Annotated in this window: 5 protein-coding genes; all 5 read right to left on the bottom strand. The window is 66.1% G+C overall.

Translation table 11 applies throughout. The annotated features are described in order from the left end of the window. Window positions 1–172 precede the first annotated feature (172 nt). The gene (locus EOA38_RS32185) at window positions 173–598 is read right to left on the bottom strand and encodes a DUF1761 domain-containing protein (protein WP_127301123.1); all 426 of its coding nucleotides are present in this window, start codon (window positions 596–598) and stop codon (window positions 173–175) included. A 65-nt stretch (window positions 599–663) separates the two neighbouring features. Then, on the bottom strand, window positions 664–1377 hold the full coding sequence (locus EOA38_RS32180) for a methyltransferase (protein ID WP_189435069.1): 714 nt from the start codon (window positions 1375–1377) through the stop codon (window positions 664–666). Beyond that, entirely contained in the window at window positions 1332–1757 is a 426-nt protein-coding gene (locus tag EOA38_RS32175) for an EVE domain-containing protein (RefSeq protein ID WP_127301121.1), read from the bottom strand. The genes EOA38_RS32180 and EOA38_RS32175 overlap by 46 nt, the downstream gene beginning before the upstream one ends. Before the next feature lie 178 nt (window positions 1758–1935). Beyond that, the gene (locus EOA38_RS32170; RefSeq protein ID WP_126091235.1) at window positions 1936–2232 is read right to left on the bottom strand and encodes a YciI-like protein; all 297 of its coding nucleotides are present in this window, start codon (window positions 2230–2232) and stop codon (window positions 1936–1938) included. Window positions 2233–2249: 17 nt separating this feature from the next. Continuing rightward, window positions 2250–3022: NAD(P)H-dependent glycerol-3-phosphate dehydrogenase (locus EOA38_RS32165; RefSeq protein WP_127301120.1), on the bottom strand; the 773-nt coding region annotated here is incomplete at its 5' end.

The following is a 3022-nucleotide window of genomic DNA, read 5'->3' as shown; positions in this document are numbered from 1 at the left end:
CGAACTCGGCATCAAGGTCGCGCCGGAATTCGCCTATTTCCTGGTTTACCCCGAAGTCATGAAGGACGACGCACGGATCGTCGCCTTTCGCGAATGGCTTCTCGACGAGGTGGCGAAAGACGGAGAGGCGGGGTAGCGATACCCCGGACCGCCGCGCGGCGCGGTTATTGCTCTAGCCGGCGGGCGCCGCCGGCGCCCCGAACCAGCCGATCACCAAGCCGATGATGATGAGCACGCCCAGCCAGTGGCCGGCATCGATCAGGGTGAGGTCCCAGCCGAAGCCTTCATAGCGGTGGTTGGCCGAAAGCGTGGTGGCGACGAAGCCCAGCCAGAGCACGAAGCCGAAGATCACCCCGGCGAGCGGGTTGGGCTCGCCGCCGGTCAGCGCGCCAAACACCAACGTCATGACCAGCGCCATGATGAGCTCGGCGATGAAGCTGACGATGAACGGGGCGACAGAGCGCTTCATGGTTGCCGGGTCGAGCTTTGCCGCTTTCAGCCATGGCTTGCTCAAACCCATGTACCAGACGGCGCCGAACAGCCACGCCACGACGGCGGCGACGATCACCGCCAGCCAGTTCACCGTTGAAAAATCCATGTTCCCCCTCCGAATGCGTGTCGCTCAAAAATATGGCTGAATGGAATCCCGGTTCGCCGGCGGCGTCAAGCGGGAGCGGCAGAACCCCATCGCCAGACGGTCGTGCGCTTGACCTCCGCATCCTCCAGCGCGCGCGTTACCGGCACCTGATAGACGGCCAGCGATTGCAGTCCCTTTTTCGGCAGATAGGCGCGGCCGGGATCCCCAACCAGGATATCGGCGCCGCGCGCCGTGAGCGCCGTGAACCACGGCATCAGCCTGTCCGCCAACGGTTTGTCGTAGAAGACATCGCCGGCGAGCACGACGTCCCAGCCGTCATCCGTATCGATGCAGTCCGCATCCAGGAATTCGGCCTTCACGTCATTGGCTTCCAGGTTGAGCGTGATCACCGTCGCGCAAAAGGGGTCGATATCGGCGGCAACCACCGCGGAAGCGCCGGCCTTCAAGGCAGCGATGGCGACCATGCCGGAGCCGGAAGCGAAGTCGAGCACGCTTTTTCCCCGCACGGTCGCCGGATGATCGAGCACGTAGCGGGCAAGGCCCTGGCCGCCGGCCCAGGCGAAGGCCCAGAATGGCGGCGGCAGGCCGATCTCGGCCAGCTCCTCCTCGGTGCGCAGCCACAGATCATGCGCCTCGTCGGCCAGATGCAGCAGCACTTCCGGCACATGCGGCGGCGCCATCAGCGCCGTGTTGTCGAGGATGAATTTCTTCGCGTTTTTCGGGGTGAGCCTGGTCACGGCGCCGGGTCGAGGTCGGCCATGCGGCAGACCTCTTTCCATTCGGCCGGCGTCACCGGCTGCACGGAAAGCCGCCCGAGCCGGACCAGCGCCATCTCGGCAAGCTTCGGATTGGCCTTGACCTGTTCCAGCGTCACCGGCTTCGGCACGTCCTTCCAGGCGCGGATGTCGACGCATTCCCAGCGCGGATCGTCGGTGGTGGTGTCGGGATGGGCAAGCGCGCAGACCTCGGCGATGCCGACGATGTCGAGGCCCTCGTTGGAATGATAGAAGAAGCCGAGATCGCCGATCTTCATGGCCTTCATGTTGTTGCGCGCCGCGTAATTGCGCACGCCGTCCCACTGCGTGCCGGCCTTGCCCTTGGCCTTCAGCGCCTCGAAGGAAAAGACCGAGGGTTCGGATTTGAACAGCCAGTAGTTCATCTCAGTTGTCCCATTGCCATTGTCGGTTGGCCATTATTCAGCGTTGGCGCTGCCCCTCACCCTACCCTCTCCCCGTAAGGACGGGGAGAGGGGTCGCCAGCGTTGGAGCTTCTCCCTTCTCCCCGTTCTTACGGGGAGAAGGTGCCGGCAGGCGGATGAGGGGCAGCGCAAGCGAATCTCATTCGGTCGCAGGCTTCTGGAAGACCCAGTTCCACGCACGGATCTCGACGCTTTCGAACAGGCCGGCCTTGGCGTAAGGGTCGGCTGCGGCCAAGGCTTGCGCGCCGGCCATGTCGGGCGCTTCGATCATCACCAGGCTGCCTTCGGGCTTCCCATCGGCGTCGAGGAACGGGCCTGCAAAGGCAAGTTTGCCTTCGCTGATCAGGCCTTCGAGGAAGGCCGCATGCGCCGGCCGCGTGTCGGCGCGCAGCTGCAGGCTGCCGGGTTTATCCTTGCAAATCAACGCAAACAGCATGTTCAAAACTCCAAGGGTCAGATGTCGGTTTCGGTTTTGAGCGGCCGCGTCATCAGCGCCGTCACGGCTTGGCCGATGGTCACCTTGCCGTCGAGGATGGCGGCGACGGCGGAAATGATCGGCGCATCGATGCCGCGCTCGGCGGCGATGCGGGCGGCAATGCCCGCCGTCGGCACGCCTTCGGCGAGTGGCAGGCCGGCAAGCGGCTTGCCCTGGCCGAGCGCCAGGCCGTAGGCGAAATTGCGCGACTGCGCCGACGAGCAGGTGAGCAGAAGGTCGCCGAGGCCGGAAAGCCCCATCAGCGTCTCCGGCCTGGCGCCGAAGGCGGCGCCGATGCGGCGCAGCTCGACGAAGCCGCGCGTCACCATGGCGGCCTGGGCGCTGGCGCCGAGCCCGGCTCCGGTGACCGCGCCGGCGGCGATGGCGAAGACATTCTTCAGCGCGCCGCCGATCTCGACGCCGATGAGATCGTCGCTGGAATAGCAGCGCAGGTTCTCGGCCGAAAAGCGGGCGGCGAGATCGGCTGCCAATTCGCCATCGCGGGCGGCGACCACAACGGCCGTCGGCAGGCCGCGCGCGACATCAGTGGCAAAGCTCGGGCCGGAAAGTGCCGCGACCGGGTTGTCCGGCAGGATCTCCTCGACGATCGCCGACAGCAGCGCGCCGGTGTCGCGCTCGATGCCCTTGGCGCAGAGAACCAGCGGCACGCCCTTCGGCACATGGTCCGCGGCGCTCGGCGGCACCGATTGCGTGCTGGTGGTGACGCCGGCGCAGTCGCTGCGCGCGGTGC

This window comes from Mesorhizobium sp. M1E.F.Ca.ET.041.01.1.1, assembly GCF_003997355.1.
Lineage (GTDB): Bacteria > Pseudomonadota > Alphaproteobacteria > Rhizobiales > Rhizobiaceae > Mesorhizobium.
This window is presented reverse-complemented; position numbering and strand designations above follow the sequence as displayed.

Coding starts and splice junctions, on each gene's coding strand:
- EOA38_RS32175 (WP_127301121.1), bottom strand. CDS start 1,757: ATGAACTACTGGCTGTTCAAATCCGAACCCTCGGTCTTTTCCTTCGAG.
- EOA38_RS32180 (WP_189435069.1), bottom strand. CDS start 1,377: ATGGAAAGAGGTCTGCCGCATGGCCGACCTCGACCCGGCGCCGTGACC.
- EOA38_RS32170 (WP_126091235.1), bottom strand. CDS start 2,232: ATGCTGTTTGCGTTGATTTGCAAGGATAAACCCGGCAGCCTGCAGCTG.
- EOA38_RS32185 (WP_127301123.1), bottom strand. CDS start 598: ATGGATTTTTCAACGGTGAACTGGCTGGCGGTGATCGTCGCCGCCGTC.